Raw genomic sequence first — 285 nt, forward strand, 5'->3', positions numbered from 1 at the left:
CAGGCCACCGTCGAGCCATTCGGCGATCTTGTTGGCCACCGATTCCTGTAACGCGCCGCCGCGGGTCCACTCCTTGAGCATCGCCTCGAAGTCGGGCAGCTTGAAGAAGAAATGCTTGGAATCCTTGAGCACCGGGGTGGCGCCGGAGATTGCCGAGCGTGGATCCTTCAGCTCGGTGGGCTCGTAGGTGGCGCCGCATTTTTCGCAATTGTCGCCGTACTGATCTTCGGCCGCGCAGCGGGGGCAGGTGCCCTTGATGAAGCGGTCGGCGAGGAACATGCCCTT

Annotated in this window: 1 protein-coding gene; it reads right to left on the bottom strand. The window is 62.8% G+C overall.

The annotated features are described in order from the left end of the window. Positions 1–279, bottom strand: a 279-nt coding sequence (locus HC175_RS23390) for a class I tRNA ligase family protein (protein WP_235942740.1), incomplete at its 3' end; no start/stop codon positions are given. Between the last annotated feature and the right edge of the window lie 6 nt (positions 280–285).

It is taken from the genome of Salinimicrobium oceani (assembly GCF_012037645.1).